At 66.1% G+C, this 20,170-nt stretch carries 22 protein-coding genes; 18 read left to right on the top strand and 4 right to left on the bottom strand.

The window, feature by feature from the left end; translation table 11 throughout:
- The first annotated feature begins 88 nt into the window (after positions 1 to 88).
- The 10 genes from ACQR1L_RS16825 (at position 89) to surE (ending at position 9,475) form a co-directional block, all read left to right on the top strand.
- On the top strand, positions 89 to 1,639 hold the full coding sequence (locus ACQR1L_RS16825; protein WP_434859048.1) for an SPOR domain-containing protein: 1,551 nt from the start codon (positions 89 to 91) through the stop codon (positions 1,637 to 1,639).
- A gap of 42 nt (positions 1,640 to 1,681) precedes the next feature.
- Positions 1,682 to 2,710, top strand: a complete 1,029-nt coding sequence (gene nagZ, locus ACQR1L_RS16820) for a beta-N-acetylhexosaminidase (RefSeq protein WP_434859047.1) — start codon at positions 1,682 to 1,684, stop codon at positions 2,708 to 2,710.
- Positions 2,707 to 3,546 carry a segregation and condensation protein A gene (locus ACQR1L_RS16815; protein ID WP_434859046.1) on the top strand — a complete coding sequence of 280 codons (840 nt, stop codon included), beginning with the start codon at positions 2,707 to 2,709 and terminating at the stop codon, positions 3,544 to 3,546. The genes nagZ and ACQR1L_RS16815 overlap by 4 nt, the downstream gene beginning before the upstream one ends.
- Positions 3,547 to 3,565: 19 nt before the next feature.
- Positions 3,566 to 4,720: an SMC-Scp complex subunit ScpB gene (gene scpB / locus ACQR1L_RS16810; protein WP_434859045.1), complete on the top strand. Its 1,155-nt coding sequence runs from the start codon at positions 3,566 to 3,568 to the stop codon at positions 4,718 to 4,720.
- A gap of 281 nt (positions 4,721 to 5,001) precedes the next feature.
- Positions 5,002 to 5,235 (top strand): twin-arginine translocase TatA/TatE family subunit, encoded by a 234-nt coding sequence (locus ACQR1L_RS16805; RefSeq protein ID WP_006614346.1) that lies wholly within the window; start codon positions 5,002 to 5,004, stop codon positions 5,233 to 5,235.
- Positions 5,236 to 5,344: 109 nt separating this feature from the next.
- Complete coding sequence (tatB, locus tag ACQR1L_RS16800) at positions 5,345 to 5,863, top strand: Sec-independent protein translocase protein TatB (protein WP_434859044.1); 519 nt, start codon at positions 5,345 to 5,347, stop codon at positions 5,861 to 5,863.
- Entirely contained in the window at positions 5,860 to 6,693 is an 834-nt protein-coding gene (gene tatC / locus ACQR1L_RS16795) for a twin-arginine translocase subunit TatC (protein WP_434859043.1), read from the top strand. The genes tatB and tatC overlap by 4 nt, the downstream gene beginning before the upstream one ends.
- Before the next feature lie 128 nt (positions 6,694 to 6,821).
- Positions 6,822 to 8,153 (top strand): serine--tRNA ligase, encoded by a 1,332-nt coding sequence (serS, locus tag ACQR1L_RS16790; RefSeq protein WP_434859042.1) that lies wholly within the window; start codon positions 6,822 to 6,824, stop codon positions 8,151 to 8,153.
- 102 nt (positions 8,154 to 8,255) lie between these two features.
- Complete coding sequence (locus ACQR1L_RS16785) at positions 8,256 to 8,612, top strand: hypothetical protein (protein WP_434859251.1); 357 nt, start codon at positions 8,256 to 8,258, stop codon at positions 8,610 to 8,612.
- Between the two features lie 95 nt (positions 8,613 to 8,707).
- Positions 8,708 to 9,475: a 5'/3'-nucleotidase SurE gene (surE, locus tag ACQR1L_RS16780; protein ID WP_434859250.1), complete on the top strand. Its 768-nt coding sequence runs from the start codon at positions 8,708 to 8,710 to the stop codon at positions 9,473 to 9,475.
- Between the two features lie 9 nt (positions 9,476 to 9,484).
- Here the strand turns inward: surE and ACQR1L_RS16775 are convergent, their stop codons facing one another.
- Positions 9,485 to 9,868 carry a response regulator gene (locus tag ACQR1L_RS16775; RefSeq protein WP_434859249.1) on the bottom strand — a complete coding sequence of 128 codons (384 nt, stop codon included), beginning with the start codon at positions 9,866 to 9,868 and terminating at the stop codon, positions 9,485 to 9,487.
- 274 nt (positions 9,869 to 10,142) lie between these two features.
- Here ACQR1L_RS16775 and ACQR1L_RS16770 point away from each other — a divergent pair, with 274 nt between their 5' ends.
- Complete coding sequence (locus ACQR1L_RS16770) at positions 10,143 to 10,790, top strand: protein-L-isoaspartate(D-aspartate) O-methyltransferase (RefSeq protein ID WP_434859041.1); 648 nt, start codon at positions 10,143 to 10,145, stop codon at positions 10,788 to 10,790.
- A gap of 107 nt (positions 10,791 to 10,897) precedes the next feature.
- The gene (locus ACQR1L_RS16765; RefSeq protein ID WP_434859040.1) at positions 10,898 to 12,352 is read left to right on the top strand and encodes a peptidoglycan DD-metalloendopeptidase family protein; all 1,455 of its coding nucleotides are present in this window, start codon (positions 10,898 to 10,900) and stop codon (positions 12,350 to 12,352) included.
- A 113-nt stretch (positions 12,353 to 12,465) separates the two neighbouring features.
- Here ACQR1L_RS16765 and ACQR1L_RS16760 read toward each other — a convergent pair whose 3' ends face one another.
- The gene (locus tag ACQR1L_RS16760; RefSeq protein ID WP_434859039.1) at positions 12,466 to 13,485 is read right to left on the bottom strand and encodes an ATP-binding protein; all 1,020 of its coding nucleotides are present in this window, start codon (positions 13,483 to 13,485) and stop codon (positions 12,466 to 12,468) included.
- Between the two features lie 203 nt (positions 13,486 to 13,688).
- Between ACQR1L_RS16760 and yajC the strand changes: the two genes are divergently transcribed.
- The 5 genes from yajC (at position 13,689) to ACQR1L_RS16735 (ending at position 18,037) form a co-directional block, all read left to right on the top strand.
- Positions 13,689 to 14,045 carry a preprotein translocase subunit YajC gene (gene yajC / locus ACQR1L_RS16755; RefSeq protein ID WP_434859038.1) on the top strand — a complete coding sequence of 119 codons (357 nt, stop codon included), beginning with the start codon at positions 13,689 to 13,691 and terminating at the stop codon, positions 14,043 to 14,045.
- 88 nt (positions 14,046 to 14,133) lie between these two features.
- Positions 14,134 to 15,735, top strand: coding sequence for a protein translocase subunit SecD (secD, locus tag ACQR1L_RS16750; RefSeq protein WP_434859037.1), 1,602 nt, complete (start codon positions 14,134 to 14,136; stop codon positions 15,733 to 15,735).
- A gap of 8 nt (positions 15,736 to 15,743) precedes the next feature.
- The gene (gene secF, locus ACQR1L_RS16745) at positions 15,744 to 16,751 is read left to right on the top strand and encodes a protein translocase subunit SecF (protein WP_434859036.1); all 1,008 of its coding nucleotides are present in this window, start codon (positions 15,744 to 15,746) and stop codon (positions 16,749 to 16,751) included.
- Positions 16,752 to 16,799: 48 nt separating this feature from the next.
- Positions 16,800 to 17,177 carry an Mth938-like domain-containing protein gene (locus tag ACQR1L_RS16740; protein ID WP_434859035.1) on the top strand — a complete coding sequence of 126 codons (378 nt, stop codon included), beginning with the start codon at positions 16,800 to 16,802 and terminating at the stop codon, positions 17,175 to 17,177.
- The gene (locus tag ACQR1L_RS16735) at positions 17,174 to 18,037 is read left to right on the top strand and encodes a phytoene/squalene synthase family protein (RefSeq protein WP_434859034.1); all 864 of its coding nucleotides are present in this window, start codon (positions 17,174 to 17,176) and stop codon (positions 18,035 to 18,037) included. The genes ACQR1L_RS16740 and ACQR1L_RS16735 overlap by 4 nt, the downstream gene beginning before the upstream one ends.
- Before the next feature lie 12 nt (positions 18,038 to 18,049).
- On the opposite strand, the gene ACQR1L_RS16730 is transcribed toward ACQR1L_RS16735, so the two are convergent.
- Both ACQR1L_RS16730 and ACQR1L_RS16725 read right to left on the bottom strand, forming a co-directional pair.
- The gene (locus ACQR1L_RS16730; protein WP_434859033.1) at positions 18,050 to 18,742 is read right to left on the bottom strand and encodes a TauD/TfdA dioxygenase family protein; all 693 of its coding nucleotides are present in this window, start codon (positions 18,740 to 18,742) and stop codon (positions 18,050 to 18,052) included.
- Positions 18,743 to 18,982: 240 nt separating this feature from the next.
- Positions 18,983 to 19,870 carry a TauD/TfdA dioxygenase family protein gene (locus ACQR1L_RS16725; protein WP_434859032.1) on the bottom strand — a complete coding sequence of 296 codons (888 nt, stop codon included), beginning with the start codon at positions 19,868 to 19,870 and terminating at the stop codon, positions 18,983 to 18,985.
- Positions 19,871 to 19,965: 95 nt separating this feature from the next.
- Between ACQR1L_RS16725 and ACQR1L_RS16720 the strand changes: the two genes are divergently transcribed.
- On the top strand, positions 19,966 to 20,169 hold the full coding sequence (locus ACQR1L_RS16720) for a hypothetical protein (RefSeq protein ID WP_434859031.1): 204 nt from the start codon (positions 19,966 to 19,968) through the stop codon (positions 20,167 to 20,169).
- Position 20,170: the final 1 nt, after the last annotated feature.

The raw sequence follows: 20,170 nt of genomic DNA, 5'->3' as shown, positions 1-20,170 counted from the left end.
AAACACACGACTTCAGTTGGGGGCCTCAATCTGGCAGGGTCCGCCTTAGGACGCATGTGCGGCTCACCCGCAGGGACGCTTCAAAACGATGGCTGATCGTTACCAGGACAGACCCTTTCCCGCCGATGGTTTCGGTCGCGGTGGAAACCAGCAGGCCGATGCCGATCCGCTCGCCGAACTCGCGCGCCTGATCGGGCAGAACGATCCTTTCGCGGCCCCGGGCCGTGCGACCCCGCAAGCTCAACAGCGTCCGATGGCGCGCCCCGCCGCACCGGCTCCGGAGCAGCCCGCCGCCGGCATGCCGCCGGCCGGCGCCCCTGCCTGGATGCAGCGTGCCCAGCCGCAGGCCGCGGCCAATCCGTTTGCCGACATGGGACGTGAGCCGCAGCAGCCTGCGCCGTCCTTCCCGGCCGGCTATCAGGATCCGCGCGCTCAGCCGAGTTTCCCGGAGCAGGACTTTGCTCCGGCGCAGCCCCGTCCTCAGCCGGGTTTCCCGAACGCCGAATTTGCCGATCAGCTCTCCAAGCTCGACTACAGCGTCGGCGAGTCGCGCCATGGCTTTGCCGAGAACGACCGCGACTTCGATCGCGGCAATGGTTTCGACGACAACGAGCCCGACTCGTCGCGCTACGACGATGCGCTGTTCGGCCAGATGGGCGGTCAGCAGGGATTCCAGGGCGACAACGACTTCCAGGACAGCCAGTACGGCTATCAGGACGGCTACGACGAGGGCGAGGAAGAGGAGCGGCCGCGGCGACGTGGCGGCATGAGCACGGTGCTTGCCGTGCTGACTCTCGCCGTTGTCGGGACCGGCGGCGCCTACGGCTACAAGACCTACATTTCATCCGGGCGGACCGGCGAACCGCCGATCATTCGCGCCGACAACAGCCCGACCAAGATCATGGCGCAGCAGGATACGACACCGAAGGTGCCGGATCGCCTGCTCGGCAATGACGGTGGCGAAAAGCTGGTGTCCCGCGAGGAGGCGCCGATGGATCTCAACACCCGTGGCGGCGGCAATCCGCGCGTGGTGTTTCCGCAGATGAGCCAGAACGGGGCTCCGCCGCCGGTGAGCGCCGGCGCCGCGCCGCTGTCGCAGATGGCCAATGCCAACGGCACCTTGCCGAACAGCGATCCTCGTCCGATCAAGACGCTGTCGGTGACTGGCGGCAACCAGCCTCCGGCCGATGCAGGCGGTGCGCCAATGCCGGCCGCGCCGGCGGCCAAGCAGGCAGCCAAGGCGAAGAAGTCTCCGGCCAACGCCAATGCCTCGGCGACGGAGAGCCCGATGCCGCTGACGCCGCAGCCGGCGGCGCCAGCTACGGCGCCCGCCCGGATCGCGGCGGCCGTGCCGGTGACCGAGCAGACCCAGACCGAGCGCACCGGCGGCTACCTGGTGTCGATCTCGTCGCAGGCCAGCGAGGCCGAGGCGACCACGTCGTACAAGGCCGTGCAGGACAAGTACCCGGCGGTGCTCGGCAAGTACGAGCCGATCATCAAGCGGATGGATCTGGGTGACAAGGGTGGTGTCAAGTACCGCGCGGCTGTCGGCCCCTTCGCGACGAAGGAAGAGGCCAACAAGATGTGCGGATCGTTGAAAACTGCCGGTGGACAGTGTTTCCCGTTTAGCAACAATTAAGGCTTGCTTGACCGCCCCCGAAGCGGGGTCTATGCGGCCCGCATGACCATGCGGGCTTTCATTACCGGCGTCGCCGGGCTGGACCTCACCGACGCCGAGCGCGCGTTCATCCGCGATGCGAAGCCCTGGGGCTTCATCCTGTTCAAACGCAATGTCCAGTCACCATCCCAAGTGACTGCATTGGTTCAGGAATTACGGAATTGCGCCGGCCGCGCCGACGCCCCCGTCCTGATCGACCAGGAGGGCGGGCGGGTGCAGCGGCTCGGTCCGCCGCACTGGCCGGCCTATCCCGCCGGCATCGTGTTCGACCGCCTCTACGACCTTGATTCGGCCCTCGGCCTCCGCGCCGCCTGGCTCAGCGCCCGCCTGATCGCCGACGATCTGATTCAGCTCGGAATCACCGTCGACTGCCTGCCGCTCGCCGATGTCCCCATCGCCGGCGCCGACGCCGTGATCGGGGACCGTGCCTATGGCACAACGCCGGCCAAGGTGGCGGCGATCGCTCGCGCCGTGACGAAGGGGCTGGAAGAGGGCGGTGTGCTGCCGGTGCTCAAGCACATCCCGGGGCACGGCCGCGCCACCGCCGACAGCCACCACCTGCTGCCGACGGTCGACACGCCGGAGGCGGATCTCGACGCGACCGATTTCGCCGCCTTCCGGCCGCTCGCCGACCTGCCGATGGCTATGACTGCACATGTTGTGTTTAGCGCGATCGACGCCGCCCATCCGGCCACGACTTCTGCGACAATGATCCAGCGGGTGATTCGCGAACGGATCGGGTTCCAGGGTTTGTTGATGAGTGATGACGTTTCCATGAACGCCTTGGCCGGATCGATCGCCGAGCGCACCCGCGCGATCGTCGCCGCCGGCTGCGACATGGTTCTGCATTGCAACGGCAAGCTCGACGAGATGCAGGCCGTCGCGGCCGAGACGCCGGAGCTTGCAGGCGAGGCTCTGACCCGTGCCGATCGCGCGCTGGCGGCGCGCAAAGCACCCACGGGCTTCGATCGGATCGCCGCGCGCGCCGAGCTCGATGCCCTGATCAACCGGCTGGGACCCGCGAGCGCATGACCGCTGAAATTCTGTCGTTTGAAACCGGCCGTCCCACGACGGAGCTGGCCGAGGCCGAACCGGCGTTGGTCGTCGACGTCGAGGGCTATGAGGGCCCGCTCGACCTGCTGCTGGCCCTGGCGCGGCAGCAGAAGGTCGACCTCGCCAAGATCTCGATCCTGGCGCTGGCCGATCAGTACCTCCAATTCATCGAGGCCGCCCGAAAGATCCGGCTGGAGCTCGCTGCGGACTATCTGGTGATGGCAGCGTGGCTCGCCTTCCTGAAGTCGCGCCTGCTGCTGCCCGAGCCGCCGGCGCAGGAGGGCCCGAGCGCCGAGGAGATGGCGACCGCGCTGGCCAACCGGTTGCGCCGGCTGGAGGCGATCCGCGAGGCCGCCAACCGCCTGATGAACCGGCCGCAGTTCCAGCGCGACGTGTTCCCACGCGGCAATCCGGAGGCGATCGCCGAGGTGCGTAAGCCGAAGTTCACGGCAACGCTGTTCGACCTGCTGTCGGCCTACGCCATCCAGCGTCAGGCGCGGGTGGTGACCTCGGTGCACATGGCCAAGCGCAATGTCTGGTCGCTCGCCGAGGCGCGCGCCACGCTGGAGCGGCTGGTCGGCATGACCGAGGTCTCGGACGATTGGGGATGTCTCGATGACTACCTGCTGACCTACGTCCCCGAGCCGACGCAGAAGGCCACCGTCTTCGCCTCGAGTTTTGCCGCCGTGCTGGAACTGGTCCGCGAAGGCAAGCTCGAACTGAACCAGAAGCAGGCGTTCGCGCCGCTGTATTTTCGTAAGCGTCCACCGAACCAGCCTGGCGCCATGGCTGCGCCGGACTTGACGGTTGAGTAACGAAGAAGGAGACCCTGCCATGGCTAGCTTGGCGGAACTGCGCATGGAAGAGCCCGACGAGATCGCGACGAGCGAACCCGAGGTGCGCCCCGAAGCGTTGCGCATCCTCGAGGCGCTGCTGTTTGCCTCGGCCGAGCCGTTGGAGCAGGCCACGCTTGCCAAGCGTATGCCTGAAGGTGTCGACATCAAGGCCGCGCTGGCGCAACTGCAGGCGGATTACGCCAATCGCGGCGTGAATCTCGTTCGCGTCGCCAGCAAATGGACCTTCCGCACCGCAGGCGATCTCGCTTGGCTGATGACGCGCGAGAGCACCGAGACCCGCAAGCTTTCGCGCGCCGCCATCGAGGTGCTCGCGATCGTGGCCTATCATCAGCCGGTGACGCGCGCCGAGATCGAAGAGATTCGCGGCGTGGTGACGTCCAAGGGCACGCTCGACGTTCTGCTGGAGACCGGCTGGATCAAGCCGCGCGGACGTCGCAAGACGCCGGGCCGGCCGCTGACCTTCGGCACCACCGACGCATTTCTCACCCAGTTCACCCTGGAGACGCTGGGCGATCTGCCTGGCCTCGAAGAGCTGAAGGGCACCGGCCTGCTGGATTCGCGGCTGCCCACCGGCTTTACCGTGCCGACGCCGTCGGACGATCCGACGCTGCGCGAGGATGAGGAGCCGTTGGATCCGGGCGATCTCGATCTGGCGCTGGCGCCGGCAGTCGAGGCCGAGCCTGGCGAAGCGGAAGCCTCCGAGGCGGAGGCATCCGAGGCCGAGACGGCCACGGCCGAAACCGGCCTTGTCGAAACCGGTGCGGTCGAAACGCTCGCCGAGACCGCAGAGCTGGGAGCCGCGGAAGCTGAGGCTGACGTTGTCGATGACGAGACGTCGTCGCAGCTCGCCGTCGGCGATCTGACGATCTCGACGACCGAGCCGGACGCCGCAACCGACGAAGCTGACCTCGAGGTCGAGGAGCTCGAGGACGAGGAACTCGACGTCGAGGAGGTCGAGGAGCAGGAGCTCGCGGGCGAGTCGGAAGAGGAGACCGTCGCGGAGCTGGCCGATGTTGCGGCTGAGGATGAGGCGGTGGCTGACGCCGATGATGCTGCCGAATCCGACGCGGCCGAGTCTGACGAGTCCGACCGCGATACCGACGAGGACGGCTCCGAGCACCGGGAAGGGTGACGGCCTGCGCGGCTGTTAACACTCGCGTTATTACGTAGCTCCGCCCGCGATTTGGCGGAGCCGAAGTGCTTGTTTTTGCGAGCGCCGACGCCTACCTTCCGCCCAGATCGGGCGGCCCGCGCCCCGTTTTTGGCTCCGCCGAGATGTGTTCGTATTGCCGTTTCGCAATCGAATGCTAGAAGCGAAGTGTCGCGGGCAAGTCCATGGATTTGGCGCGGTTTCGGCGGTAGCGTCGACGGGCAGTCGGGTGAAGGCTGCGCCGGTGTTTGGAGGGTTGCAGGATGGGTTCGCTTAGCATTTGGCACTGGATCGTGGTGATCGCGGTCGTCCTGCTCCTGTTCGGGCGCGGCAAGATCTCCGATCTCATGGGCGACGTCGCGCAGGGCATCAAGGCCTTCAAGAAGGGCATGCAGGACGACGACAAGGCGCCGGAGAAGACCGAGCCGGTCAAGTCGATCGACCATGGCGCGACGCCTTCGGCCACCCGCACGGATGTCGGCAGCAAGGCCGTTTGATCTGCTGTTGATGAGGCGCGGGCGGCGCGCGCTCCGCACGAACGGGGCCTGCTCCGGCAGGACCGGGCAGGGCGGGATCAGGGGCGTCGTCGCGTAGGCGGATTGTTTCATGTTCGATATCGGCTGGAGTGAATTGCTCGTCATTGGGGTCGTCGCGCTGATTGCGATCGGTCCCAAGGAGCTTCCCGGCGTTTTGCGCATGGTCGGGCAGTGGATGGGCAAGGCCCGCCGGATGGCGTCGGAGTTCCAGGGCCAGTTCCAGGAAGCCATGCGCGAGGCCGAGATGGCCGACCTCAAGAAGAGCTTCGACGAGGTCAAGGAAGCGGCGAGCGGGTTTTCCCCCAGCGGCATGATGTCGTCACTGCAGCGCGACGTCGACAAGGCGTTGGACATCGAGGGCGTGGACAAGCCCGCGGAGCCGGCTGCAATCCCGTCGGAGCCGGTTGCCGCGGCCGAGACGCCGGTCACCCCGACCACACCCGAGCCTCCGCGCCCCGAGACCTTCGTCGAGGCGGAAGCGCATCAGGCGGCGAATGAGCCGCTGGCGATCGTGCGCGAGATCAAGGCCGAGCCGCTGTCCGAATTGTCGGCCGAGGCCGAACGTCTGAAGGACGCCAAAGCGTCATGACCGTCGAAGACATCGAGGCCAGCAAGGCCCCCTTGATGGACCACCTGATCGAGCTGCGCTCGCGGCTGATCAAGGCGCTGCTCGGCTTCGGCGTCGCCTTCATCTTCTGCTTCTTCTTCGCCAAGCAGATCTACAACATCCTGGTGCTGCCGTTCGTGTGGGTCGCAGGCGCGGAGAACAGCAAGTTCATCTACACGCAGCTGCTCGAATACTTCATCACGCAGCTCAAGCTCGCGATGTTCGGCGCCGGCTTCATCTCGTTTCCGATCGTGGCGACCCAGATCTATAAGTTCGTCGCGCCGGGCCTGTATAGGCACGAGCGCAATGCATTCCTGCCCTATCTGATCGCGACCCCCGTCTTCTTCGTCCTCGGCGCCATGCTGGTCTATTTTGCGGTGTGGCCGATGATCGTGCGCTTCTCGCTCGGGATGCAGCAGCTCGGCGGCCCCGAGACGGCGCAGATCGCGCTGATGCCCAAGGTCGGCGAGTATCTGTCGCTGATGATGTCGCTGATCTTCGCCTTCGGCATCGCGTTCCAACTGCCGGTCATCCTCACCCTGCTCGGGCGGATCGGCATCGTGACGTCGAAGATGCTGAAGGAAAAGCGGCGTTACTTCATCGTCATCGCCTTCATCATTGCCGCGGTGCTGACGCCGCCGGACGTGCTGAGCCAGGCGTCGCTGGCGCTGCCGCTGATGGCGCTCTACGAGGGCGCGATCATCGCAGTCGGCATCGTCGAGAAGCAGGCGGCTGCGGCCAAGACTGGTTCCTCGTCCGGTTCGGGCTCGTCGTCGGACTCGGGCAATCTGCCGGCCAATCCGTCCGAATAGGCCCATGAGGCTGCCCGGGTTCGTCCGGGCGCCTGTTCCCATTGGCAGCCATTCGGGGTAGTGCAAGCGCGCCCGCGACAGCCGCGGCGACTCGCCCCCTGTCTCTTCGTTCCCAGGACCGAACGACCATGCACGACATCAAATCGATCCGCGACAATCCGCAAGGTTTCGATGCAGCGCTGACGCGCCGGGGACTGTCGCCGCTGTCGTCGCATCTGCTCGCCATCGACGAGCGGCGGCGCGCGGCGATCCTGGCGTCCGAGCAGGCCCAGGCGCGGCGCAACGCGGCGTCCAAGGAGATCGGCGAGGCCAAGAAGGCCAAGGACGATGCCCGGGCATCGGCGCTGATGGAGGAGGTCGCCAAGCTCAAGACCACGATGCCGGAGCTCGAGTCCGCCGCGAAGCAGGCCGACGAGGAACTGGCGCGCGAGCTCGCCGCCATCCCCAATCTGCCGCTCGACGAGGTCCCGGACGGCAAGGACGAGCACGACAATGTCGAGCGCCATGTGTTCGGGGCCAAGCGCAACTACGCTTTCGCGCCGAAGCCGCATGACGAGATCGGCGCCGGTCTCGGCACCATGGATTTCGAATCGGCGGCCAAGCTGTCGGGGGCGCGGTTCGTGGTGCTGAAGAAGGGTCTGGCGCGGCTCGAGCGCGCGCTCGGGCAGTTCATGCTCGACCTGCACACGACCGAGCACGGCTATACCGAAGTCAATCCGCCGCTCCTGGTGCGCAACGACGTCATGTTCGGCACCGGGCAACTGCCGAAATTCGAAGACGATCAGTTCTGGGCGGTGAGGGGTGAGCTGCTGATCGCGCCCGATGAGCGTCTCAAGACCGATCGTCTCGGTCTCATTCCCACTGCCGAGGTCGCACTGACCAATCTGGTTCGCGAATCGATCGTCGACGAGAAGGAGCTGCCGATGCGGCTCACCGCGCTGACGCCGTGCTTCCGCGCTGAGGCCGGCGCTGCGGGGCGCGACACCCGCGGCATGATCCGCCAGCACCAGTTCACCAAAGTCGAGCTGGTGTCGATCACGACACCCGAAACCAGCAAGGACGAGCACGAGCGCATGCTGGCCTGCGCCGAGGAGGTGCTGCGCCGGCTCGATCTGCACTACCGCGTCATCACGCTGTGCACCGGCGACATGGGATTCTCGTCGCAGAAGACCTATGACATCGAGGTCTGGATGCCCGGGCAGGGCGACGGCGGCGCCTTCCGCGAGATCTCGAGCTGTTCGGTCTGCGGCGACTTCCAGGCGCGGCGCATGGATGCGCGTTCCCGCGGCAGCGACGGCAAGCCGCGCTTCGTGCACACACTGAACGGCTCCGGCACCGCCGTCGGCCGTGCGCTGATCGCGGTCATGGAGACCTATCAGCAGGCGGACGGCTCGATCGCCGTGCCCGACGTGCTGCAGCCCTATATGGGCGGCCTCAAGGTCGTGGCCGCCGAGCCATAAGGCCGCGGCAAATTGCATCCGGGGCGGTCGCCACCTTGCGTGGCGGCTGCCGGGTCGTATCCTCGGGGTCCGTTCAGCAATCGCTCGTCGGACACCGGCACCATGGCCCTGCATCGGGACATCTTCTGGATTGGACGGCAATGGGCAGTCACCGCCGCCGGCATTCAGGCGATCGATCAGCGCCTGAAGGGCGCATTCGACATCGATCGAGGCACGGTCTGGAACGAGGGGCTGCCCGATGCGCTCCGCGCGCAATCCTGGTTCAACCCGGCCGACTTCGAGAAGGCGCTGAGCATCGCGCGGACCCGCTTCGCGCGACCGCCGCGGGGTGAGCCCGAATCGTCCGCGCCGGCCTGTCCGCCACCGCCTGCCGCATCCGGCGCGCCGAGCGAGCCGCTTCAGGTCAGCTCAAACGGACGCTTGGCCCGCTTCGTGCCGCAGTGGCGGATCCGGTCCTGACACCGGCCGGGACCGGATCTCCCGAGGTTTGCCTCGATGGGGCGTAGCGGATAAGACACCCCCGGCAATGGCTCGAACGGGATGGATGAGTGACGATGCGGATTCTCTGCACCAATGACGACGGAATCCACGCACCGGGTCTGAAGGTGATCGAGGAAATCGCGCGCGCGTTGTCCGACGACGTCTGGATCGTGGCGCCCGAACTGGACCAGAGCGGCGTCTCGCATTCGCTCTCGCTCAACGATCCGCTGCGGCTGCGCGAGGTTGGCCCGCGCCACTTCGCCGTGCGCGGCACGCCGACCGACTGCGTCATCATGGGCGCTCGCCACATTCTCGGGAGCAAGCTGCCGGACGTCGTGCTGTCCGGCGTGAACAAGGGCCGCAACGTTGCCGAGGACGTGGTCTATTCCGGCACGATCGCGGGCGCGCTCGAAGGCACGATTCTCGGCATTCCTTCGTTTGCGCTGTCTCAGGAGTTCAGTATCGCCACCCGCGACAAGCCGTCATGGGACACCGCGCTGAAATTCGGACCGCAGATCGTGCGCAAGGTGCTCGATGCCGGCGTGCCGAAGAACACCGTCATCAACGTCAACTTCCCGTCTTGCGCGCCCGACGCGGTCAGGGGCATCGTGGTGACCCGGCAAGGCAAGCGCAACCTCGGCTTCCTCAAGGTCGACGAGCGTCGCGACGGACGCGGCAATCCCTACTTCTGGATCGGATTCGACCGCGCGGCGTCGCTCGACGTGCCCGATGAGGGCACGGACCTCGCCGCACTGGCTGCGCATTACGTCTCGGTCACGCCGCTGCGCCTCGATCGCACCGACGAGGCGTTTTCGGGCAAGCTTGGCGAGATTCTCGGCTGAAGCAGGGCGCTAGCTCTGAGGCTCCGCGCTGCGCAACGCGTGCTCGATCGCCTTGCTGAGCGTTTCGAGCTGAAAGGGCTTCTGCAGCGCCGGGCGGTCGCGATACTCCTCGGGCAAGCCCGACGACCCATAGCCGGTTGCAAAGATGAAGGGGCGGTTGCGCGCCTTGATGAGATCGGCCACCGGCGAGATGACCTTGCCGTTGACGTTGACGTCGAGGATCGCGACATCGAAATAGGTGCTGTCCGCGAGCCGCATCGCCTCGCTGATTTCGCCGGCTTCGGCGGCGACGGTGTAGCCGAGCTCTTCGAGCATGTCGGCGACCATCATCCTGATCATGACTTCGTCTTCAACGAGAAACACAGATCCGCGCGGCGGCCGCGGTGCAGTCATGTTGTCGGTCCTTGCCCATACTCTGATATGACGCTCGCAAATAACGGCGCGCGGCGCAACGTCAACGTCGTCCGGCTGCGGTGCCGCCGCGGCGCGGGCAGAACTGCCCCGAAGCTGAACGAACCTGACGCCGGTTGGTTCCGCACGTGGAACGAAGTTGAGCCCTTCTGGCGGCGCGACCACCCCGTATCCCTCCGAGCCCTTCCGAAATCCGCTGCGCAAGCTGCGGATGATGCTCTAGATTGATCGCAGCCGAACAAACCCGAATGGCGTGATGCCCCCGATCCCTCCGCCCGAGAAGATGATGTTTCAGCTGACCCTGCGTCGCCGCGGGATCAGCGACCAGGCGGTGCTGCGCGCGATGGAGGAGGTGCCGCGCGAGGAGTTCGTGTTGCCGGCCGATCGGCCCGATGCCTACCGCGACAGCGCCATGGCCATTGCCTGCGGGCAGACCATCAGCCAACCCTTCGTGGTGGCCTATATGACGGAGCAGCTGAAGCTGCAGAAGACCCACCGCGTGCTCGAAATCGGGACCGGATCGGGGTACCAGGCCGCTGTCCTCTCCAAGCTGTGCGCCAGCGTCCTGACGGTGGAGCGATTCCGGACCCTCGCCGACAAGGCGCGCGACCGCCTCGAGAAGCTCAATTGCTTTAATGTCGAGGTGATGCTGGGGGATGGCTACGCCTTGCCCGCGGGCGGCGGCCAGTTCGACCGCATCATCGTGACGGCGGCGATGGACGAGATTCCCCAGAGCCTGCTCGATCGCCTGGAGGACGACGGTATCCTGATCGCGCCGGTCGGGCCGCCGCATGGCGTGCAGACACTGGTCAAGGTCGTCAGGGCGGGCGATCATTTCGAGCGAAAAGAGCTCGTCGACGTCCGATTTGTGCCTGCAATTCCGGGCATTGCGCGCGAACTCTAAAGCAGCGGATCAGCAAGTCCGACAACGCTTTATTCGCGGCTTAAGCGCTTATTTACCGCGGCTGTGTTTACTCGAATTCGTTGTTTGTTGCGTACGAGTGAGTAACCATGCCCGCCACCGTCGAGTTGCTTCGCTCGCGCCGCCTGCCGCAGGTTGCGGCGCTGGCGCTGATGTCATTCGGCGTCGCCGGCTGCAGCGCCGACATGTCGACGCGGCTGTCCCAGACGCAAAGTCCTTTCTCGAACCCCTTTGCTTCCGATTCCACCGGTTCGGTGCAGGCGCCTCCGGCGCGGCAGCATCAGCAGTACAGCCAGTCTTATACGCCGCCGGCCGCGCCGGCTCCGGCCTATTCGTCGTCGGCGCTGCCTCCGCCGGCTGTCGGCGCTCCGCAAACCTACCCGTCGGGTGGCGGCGCTGGAGGCATCTCAGGGGGCGGACGCGGCGTTGCGTCCTACGCTCCGCCGGCCGCCGTGCCGGCGCCGCAGGCCCAGACCTACACGCCAGCGCCTCACGCCTATGCGCCCCCGGCGCAGCCGCAGCTCGAGACCACCGGCGCCGTGCCGCCGCGCTCGGTCGCTGCCGCGCGCCCTGCCGGAGGCACCAAGATCATCGTCGGCACCAGCGACACGCTGGACATTCTCGCCAAGCGCTATCGGGTGACGCCCGCCGAGATCCTCGCTGCCAACGGCTACAAGGGACCGCGCGCGCTGTCTCCCGGCCAGCAACTGATCATCCCGCATCCGGGAGCCGTCGCTGCCGCGCCTGCGGTGCAGCCGGCGGCGGCTCCGGTCGCCGCGGCCCCGATGGTCGCGCCGAAGCCGGTGGCCGTTGCGGCGGCGCCGTCCACGGTGCATTTCGTCAACCGCGGCGACACGCTCGCCAGCATCGCGCGGCAGAACCACGTCTCGCCGGCCGAACTCGCCCGCGCCAACAATCTCGACCAGGCGTCGCCGTTGAAGCTCGGTGCCAGGCTGACCGTCCCTGGCAAAGCCGTGGCGGCCGCTGCGCCGGTGGCTCCGGTTGCAACCGTTCCCCAGGCGGTTGCGACCGTGCCGGCGCCAGCGCCGACCACGCGCGTGGCCACGGCCGCCGGGCCCGTGCAGACCGCGCGTCTCGCGCAGGCCAATCCGGCGCCCGAGAAGGAAGAGGAGCCGGCGCGTCCGGCCGAGACCACCAGCTCGCTGCCGACGTTCCGCTGGCCGGCGCGCGGCAAGGTGATCACGAGCTACGGCGCCAAGACCAACGGCAAGTCCAACGACGGCATCAACATCGCGGTGCCCGAGGGCACGCCGGTGAAGGCCGCCGAGGATGGCGTCGTCGCCTACGCGGGCAACGAATTGAAGGGTTATGGCAATCTGGTTCTGGTGCGGCATTCCAACGGCTACGTCACCGCATATGCCCATGCGAGTGAGCTGATGGTGAAGCGCGGAGATCCGATCAAGCGCGGCCAGGTCATTGCCAAGTCGGGTCAATCGGGAGAAGTCGGATCGCCGCAGCTCCACTTCGAGATCCGCAAGGGATCATCGCCGGTTGACCCGCTGCAATTCCTCAACGGGGCGTGAGCCGCCGACACTTTTGACCCTACAAGCAAGGGCCCGCCTTTCGGTGGGCCCTTTTTCGTTTTGGGCAGCGATGTTTGCCGCAATGACGGAAACTGGGGCTGGCGAAGCGCGCCTTACTTCGCGCTGAGCCGCACGCCGAGGCGGCCGGCGAGATCCTGCGTGAACTGCCAGGCGACACGGCCCGAGCGCGAGCCGCGCGTGGTGGACCATTCGAGCGCCTCGCGCTCCAGTTCGTCATCTGCCACCGCGATGTCGAAATGGCTGCAATAGCCCCGGACCATCGCGAGGTACTCGTCCTGGCTGCAGCGATGGAAGCCGAGCCACAGGCCGAAACGGTCGGACAAAGAGACCTTCTCCTCGACCGCCTCACCCGGGTTGATCGCAGTCGAGCGTTCGTTCTCAATCATGTCGCGGGCGAGCAGGTGACGACGATTCGAGGTGGCGTAGAGGATGACGTTCTCGGGGCGGCCCTCGATGCCGCCTTCGAGCACGGCCTTGAGCGACTTATAGGACGCGTCATTGCCGTCGAAGGAGAGGTCGTCGCAGAACACGATGAAGTGGAAGGGCGCCGCGCGCAGGATGTCCATCAGCGCCGGCAGGCTCTCGATGTCCTCGCGGTGAATCTCGATCAGCTTCAGCCGGTCGGCCGGCTTGCGCGCGACGTTGATGCTGGCGTGGGCGGCCTTCACCAGCGACGACTTGCCCATGCCGCGCGCGCCCCACAGCAGCGCGTTGTTGGCCGGCAGCCCGTTGGCGAAGCGCTCGGTATTCTCGATCAGGATGTCGCGCATCCGGTCGATGCCCTTGAGCAGGTCGATCTCGACGCGGCTGACGCGCGGCACCGTCGCGAGCCGCCCGTTCGGATGCCACACGAACGCATCGGCCGCGTCGAAGTCCGGCGTGGGGGCTGCACCCGCACCGGTTGCTGCCAGATGCGCCGCAATGGCTTCGAGCGCGCGGGCGATCCGGCCCGCCGTGTCATCGTCCCCAGACGGGCCAGCGGGACGTTTTGCCGCGACCTTGGACGGCTCTCGCGCTGCGGGCTTTACCGTAGTCTTGGGACTTTTGGCGACGGGTCTGAACACGCTCTTGGCGGCGGCGCGGGCCGGGGCTTTGGCTGGCTTTTTCGACATGCTGCAAGTTCCTGATGGGGCAGCCATATCGGGGCTTGCCGGCGGCCGCAAGCGGGCGAAATGAGGGGGCGGTGCGCCTTGCTATTGGGACCGCGGCCGCTATATTCCGCGCCAAATTCGCAAGAGGCCGGCCCGCGCCGAGAGCAGCGTGGATCGCCGGCTATTCCCGTCTCACCGGGCATTGGCCCACGAGGATCGACCGCATGCTGATTACCCCTGCCTATGCCCAGGCCGCCGGCGCTGGCGATACCAACAGCATGCTGATGTCGCTGCTGCCGTTCGCGCTGATCTTCGTGATCATGTACTTCCTGATCCTCCGGCCGCAGCAGAAGAAGGTCAAGGAGCACGCCGATCTGGTCAAGAATGTCCGCCGCGGCGACACGATCGTGACCCAGGGCGGTCTGGTCGGCAAGGTTACCAAGGTCGTCGACGACGACCAGGTCGAGTTCGAAATCTCCGATGGCGTGCGCGTGCGCCAGATGCGCCAGATGATCGCGGGCGTCCGCGCCAAGGGCGAGCCGGCGAAGGCGGACGCCAAGGACGAGAAGGCGGCGAGCTGATCGCTGTCCGGCCGGGACCAATCCCGGCTTTCGTCTGATCTGATGTTGTGATTTTCCGGGCTGCGCGCGGCCCCTACGGACAACCTCCATGTTGTATTTCACGCGGTGGAAGGCGCTGGGCATCATTCTCACGGCGCTCGTGGTGTGCCTGTGCGCGGTGCCCAACTTCTTCTCCGAAGCGACGGTCAAGACCTGGCCCGCCTGGGCGCAGCGCCATATCGTTCTCGGCCTCGACCTGCAGGGCGGCTCCTATCTGCTGCTCGAAGTCGACTCCAATTACGTCAAGAAGGAGCGGCTCGATTCGGTTCGCGATGACGTCCGCCGGACGCTGCGCGACGCCAAGATCGGCTATACCGGGCTGAGCAGCCGTGGCGACAGCGTCGAGGTTCGCATCACCAAGGACACCGATGCCGGGACCGCGCTGTCCAAGCTGCGCGATCTGTCCCAGCCGCTCGGGGGCCTGCTCGGCTCCAGTGGACAGCGCAGCCTCGAGGTCAGCGATGCCGGCGGCGGCCTGATCCGGCTGACGATTCCGCAGGCCGCGATCACCGAGCGCGTCCGCCAGACGATCGAGCAGTCGATCCAGATCGTCGAGCGCCGCGTCAACGAGCTCGGCACCGTCGAGCCGGTGATCCAGCGCCAGGGCACCGACCGCATTTTGGTGCAGGTCCCGGGTCTGCAGGATCCGACGCAGCTGAAGAACCTGCTCGGCCGGACGGCGAAGATGGAGTTCCGGATGGTCGACACCACGGTGTCGCCCGAGCAGGCGCTGCAGGGGCGGGTGCCGCCGGATTCCGAAGTGCTGCAAAGCGCCACGCCGCCGAACCAGCCTTATGTCGTGAAGAAGCAGGTGCTGGTCTCCGGCGGTGATCTCTCGGACGCGCAGACCGGATTCGACCAGCGCACCAACGAGCCGATCGTCAGCTTCCGCTTCAATTCGTCCGGCTCGCGCAAATTCGCGCAGGCCACGACCGAGAATGTCGGCCAGCCGTTTGCGATCATCCTCGACAACAAGGTGATCTCGGCGCCCGTCATCCGCGAGCCGATCACCGGCGGTTCGGGCCAGATTTCCGGCAATTTCACCGTGCAGTCCGCCAACGAGCTCGCGATCCTGCTTCGTGCCGGCGCGCTGCCGGCGCCTTTGACTGTTATCGAGGAGCGCACCGTCGGTCCCGGCCTCGGCGCCGACTCGATCGCCAAGGGCGAGCTCGCCTCCTATGTCGGCTCGATCCTGGTCATCGTGTTCATGCTGGTGACCTACCGCCTGTTCGGCGTGTTCGCCAACATCGCCGTGATCGTCAACGTCGCCATGATCTTCGGCGTGCTGTCGCTGCTGAATGCCACGCTCACGCTGCCGGGCATCGCCGGCATCGTGCTGACGGTCGGCATCGCCGTCGACTCCAACGTGCTGATCTATGAGCGCATCCGCGAGGAGCTGCGCGGCGGCCGCAACGCGATCTCGGCGATCGATGCCGGCTTCAAGCGCGCGCTCGCGACCATTCTCGACTCCAACATCACCACCTTCATCGCCGCCGCCGTGCTGTTCTACATCGGCACCGGCCCGGTCCGCGGCTTCGCCGTGACCCTGGGCGTCGGCATCCTCACCACGGTCTTCACCGCCTTCACGCTGACCCGCCTGATCGTCGCGGCGTGGGTGCGCTGGAAGCGGCCGCAAAGCGTGCCAATCTAGGAGCTACTGTGACACACTGGGTTCTCATCGGGCTTGGCATCCTGATCGCGGTGCTGACGGTGGTCAGCGCGCTCGGCCTGCTGCCGTCGCTGCGCATCGTCCCCGACGACACGCATTTCGACTTCACGCAGTTCCGCCGCATCAGCTTCCCGATCTCGGCGACGCTGTCGATCATCGCCATCGTGCTGTTCTTCACGCACGGCCTGAACTTCGGCATCGACTTCAAGGGCGGCACGCTGCTCGAAGTCCGCGCGAAATCCGGCACCGCCGACATCGCCAGCATGCGCAACGAGCTGTCGAAGCTCAATCTCGGCGAAGTCCAGCTGCAGCAGTTCGGCGGCCCTGCCGACGTCCTGATCCGCTTCGCCGCGCAGCCGGGCGGTGACAGCGCGCAGCAGGAGGCCGTCAACAAGGTGCGCGGCGCGCTGGGCGATACGGTGGACTATCGCCGCGTCGAGGTGCTCGGCGCGCGCGTGTCGGGCGAACTGCTGGCGATGGGCATGCTTGGCCTGATGCTCGCGATCGTCTCGATCCTGATCTATCTCTGGTTCCGCTTCGAGTGGCAGTTCGCGCTCGGCGCCATGATCGCCAACGTCCACGACATCGTGCTGACGATCGGCTTCATGTCGATCAGCCAGGTCGATTTCGACCTCACCAGCATCGCGGCGCTGCTGACGATTCTCGGCTATTCGCTGAACGACACCGTCGTCATCTACGACCGCATCCGCGAGATGCTGCGGCGCTACAAGAAGATGCCGATGCCGCAACTGCTGAACGAGTCGATCAACTCGACGCTGTCGCGCTCGATCATCACCCACGTCACGGTGACGCTGGCGCTGCTCGCGCTGTTGCTGTTCGGCGGCACGGCGATCCACAGCTTCACCGCCGTGATGATGTTCGGCGTCGTGCTGGTCGGCACCTATACCTCGATCTTCATCGCCGCGCCGATCCTGATCTATCTCGGCGTCGGAACCGTTCGGGGTGATCAGGTCGACGAGTCGAAGAAGAAGCCTTGATCGGGATCAGCCATTGGACCCGGATCGGGGCTGAGAGGTTGATTTCGCATGTCAGCTGATACCCCGCATTTCCCGCGGTCGGCGCCGATCGACGGCTATGGCAAGGGCGGCTTTGCCTTCGCCGACATGTCGCATCGCGGCTCGCTGCTGTGCCTGCCGGATTCGATCTGGGCCTGGGATGTCACGCAGCCAGGGCAGATCGACCGCTATTCTCTGCAGCGCGTGTTCGATGCCGCGAACAGGATCGATACGCTGATCATCGGCACCGGCACAGAAGTCTGGATCGCGCCGGCGCCGCTGCGCGCGGCGCTCCGCAGTGTCAACGTCGTGCTCGACTCGATGCAGACGGGGCCCGCCATTCGCACCTACAACGTCATGATCGGCGAGCGGAGGCGCGTGGCGGCTGCGCTCATCGCGGTGCCATGAGCGAGAGGGACGAGGCCGGCGACGCCGCGTTCTGCGCGGGGCTCGTCCGCGAACATGATTTCGACCGCTACGCATCGACACTGTTCGTCGCGCCGGAGATCCGCCGCGCCTTGCTGTCGCTGTACGCCTTCAACGTCGAGGTCACGCGCATCCGTGATCTTGTCACCCAGCCCTTGCCGGGCGAGGTTCGCCTGCAATGGTGGCGCGATACGCTGACCGGGCACGAACATGGTGGCGTCGAAGGCAATCCCGTCGCCGCCGAACTGCTGCTGACCGTGCAGCGCTTCGGCCTGCCGGCCGAGCGGCTCACGCGCCTGATCGACGAGCATCAATTCGATCTCTACAACGATCCGATGCCGACCATGGCCGCGCTGGACGGGTATCTCAGCGACACAAATGGGGCGCTGTTTGCTCTGGCCGCGCGGCTCGTCGGCGGCGGATTCGAGGGTATCGATCATCTGGCGCACCATGCCGGCGTCGCGCTCGGCCTGCTGCAGGTCATCTCGTCGCTGCCAAGGGATGCCGCGCACCGGCAGCTGTATGTCCCGCTCGAGCTCCTCGAGCGCCACGGCGTGGGGCAGGAGGAGATGTTTGCCGCCAAGCCGACGCCGGCGATCGACGTTGTTGTCGCCGAATTGCGCGAGCAGGCCGGCCAGCATCTCGATCATACGCTGGAGCTTGCGCGCGAGGCGCCGCCGGCCGTGCGGCCCGCTCTGCTGACACTTGCTTTGGTGCGCCGTGACCTCGCCGTGGCCAAGCGGCGCCCCGGCGATCCGTTCCAGCCGCAGCCCCGCTCACGGCTGGCCACGCTGTGGACGTTGTGGCGCGCGGCCAGGACTTCCATCTTTCGCGGCCGCTGAGTCCACCCACCTCTACGCCGTCGGTATCGCATTCCAGAGCGGCGGGCTGTGCGCCAGCCTGGGAATGCCGAGCGCTTCCTGCCGGTGAATAGTGCAGCGGGTGTCCCAGACGACCAGATCACCGCCGCGGCAGGTGTGGGCCCAGGTGAACTCGGGCCGCTCGGCGAGTTGCCAGAGATCGTCGAGCAGGGCATCGGATTCGTCGTGCTCGAGCCCGACGACATAGGAATGACGGCGCTGCCCGAGCGCCAACATCGGGCGGCCGGTATCGGCGTGGTTGCCGACCAGCGGATGAACCGGCCCCGCGATCGTGGTGCGGCGTCCGTCATCCGATGTTTCGGTCGTCGTGTGCCGAACCTTCAGATGCGCAACGCGGCTGCGCAACGCCGGCGAGAGGGCGTCATACGCGGCATAGAGGCTGCAGAAGGCGAGCCTGTCGCCGAGCATGGTTCCGTGCGACGTGTACATCAGGTCGGCATGTCCGAAACGTCGGCTGAACGCGGCGATGTCGCGATCGCCGAGACGCTGGTTGCGCACGAGCAGAACCTGGTGCTTGAGCAGGGCGCGCATGAAGGAGGCGAACGCCCAATCGTCGAAGGATCTGAGATCGACGTTGCACACTTCGGCGCCGAGCGCTTTTCCCGTCGGGATGACCTGGATGAGGCTGCTTTCGGCGTGTCGTGCCACGTTGCTTCTGAGACTCACGTGCGTCATCTCCCGCGTTTCACCAGTGCTTCAAATCAACCACGGCAATTTGTCGGGGGTGTTTCGGCTCGGAGGCAATTCGCAGGACGTTCGCGCCAACATCTGCTCATTGTCGGCACAGTCTGCCGCTCTGAGTCGGAAATTGGACGCTTCAAGGCGGCGTGCGCGGAAAATTGGAGCAAGCTGCAACTCATTCGCAGGCAATTTGCTGCGTTCAGGCGTAGCTTGCAGGTCAGCGAATCAGCGCGGGCGTTCAGTTCCCTTGATCTGGGTCCGATGCATGATTCGCCTGGCATGATCGTCGAACGGATCACGCCGATGCATCGTGCTGCGATTGTCCCAGATGACGAGATCGCCGACCTTCCAGACGTGCTCCCACGCGAACTCCGGGCGCGCGACATGGCTCCAGAGCTCATCGAGCAGCGCTTCAGAGTCCGCGAGCTCGAGTCCGACCAGATAGGCATTCCGCCGCCGGCCGAGATAGAGCATCTGCCGGCCGGACGCGGGATGCGTGCAGACCAGCGGATGGATCGCGCCGGGTGATGTCCGCGGATCATCGGTCGGCGTCACGCCCTGGCGCACGAAGCCGCCGCTGTTGTAGGTGCCGTCGTGCTTGATCTTGAGATCGGCGATGCGTCGCTTCAGCTCCGATGGGAGCGCGTCGTAGACCGCGTACATGCTGCAGAACGAGGTGTTGCCGCCCACCGGCGGAATCTCCAGCGCATAGAGCGCGCTCGCGATCGGCGGCGTGTCGAGATACGACATGTCCGTGTGCCAGACCGCTTCGCCCGCGCCGAGGCTGCCGATCGCCTCGCCATTCACCTTCACATTCGAGACGATGTAGATCTCTGGCAGTCCCTCGACGAAGCGCCGGCCGTTCTCCTGGATCGGCGCGAAATCGAGATCGCCGAAGCGACGACTGAACGCGATCAGGTCCTGGTCGGTCAGATGCTGTTCGCGGATGAGCAGTACCGAATGGCGGTGGAAGGCCTCGAGGAGGGCGGCGAATGATGTGTCATCGAGGCTCTTCAGATCAATATTCCGGACTTCGGCGCCAAGGGCACCTCCGGTCGGGACGACGTCGGTCGCCGAGGTGATCTCGCGCACAGTACTCGTCTCGATATCCATGGTTCGATCCTCCCGTTGCGGGCGTCCGTCGGTGGGGTAGGACAGGGTACCAGATCCCCCGCAGGATTGCTCGTCGCCGATCGCGGGAGACGCGCATGTGGAGATGGTTCTGTTGGCACCTCGAGGGCAATGCAATTGCCGTCTTGTTGGCGATCCTGTTCGCGGCTGTGTTCGGCTGGCTCGCTGCCTTCGGCATTCCGGTCCGGACGAATGTTCCCAATGGCTTTGGGCCGGAGTGGGACTGCGTCTCGCATGGCAAGGGCGACTCGACCTGCATCAAGAAGGTAGGGAAGCCATAGC

The organism is Bradyrhizobium sp. HKCCYLR20261, from assembly GCF_051168435.1.
Classification (GTDB): domain Bacteria; phylum Pseudomonadota; class Alphaproteobacteria; order Rhizobiales; family Xanthobacteraceae; genus Bradyrhizobium.
Note: the sequence above shows the minus strand (reverse complement) of the source record. Positions and strands in the feature narration are given on the sequence as shown.